This window comes from Pseudomonas yangonensis, from assembly GCF_009932725.1.
Lineage (GTDB): Bacteria > Pseudomonadota > Gammaproteobacteria > Pseudomonadales > Pseudomonadaceae > Aquipseudomonas > Aquipseudomonas yangonensis.
Genome location: NZ_BLJU01000169.1, coordinates 1 through 279, shown reverse-complemented (window position 1 = coordinate 279; position 279 = coordinate 1). Strand labels below are relative to the sequence as shown.

At 55.6% G+C, this 279-nt stretch carries 1 protein-coding gene; it reads right to left on the bottom strand.

Annotated elements, in window-relative coordinates; genetic code table 11:
- Window positions 1–279: YbgF trimerization domain-containing protein (locus GYB81_RS23950; RefSeq protein ID WP_218573896.1), on the bottom strand; the 279-nt coding region annotated here is incomplete at both ends.

Genomic DNA, 279 nt, shown 5'->3' with positions numbered 1-279 from the left:
TTGTAGTCCGTATTCGCGTCACCGCTCTGTACAGGCGCACCAGACGACGCGGAGGCATCTGCCGCAGGTGCAGGCGTCGCCGCACCGCTTTGATCGCCTGCTGCTGGCTGTGCTGCTGCTCCGCCGCTGTTCAGGCTATCCATCTGCAACAAAATTTGCTTCTGGCGCTCCACAACCTGATTAAGCTGATACTGACTCTCCTGGATCTGACCACGAAGGGAATCAATATCATTCTGGTTATCGGAAAGCTGCTGCTGGAGTTGAGTTAAAAGCTGGCTG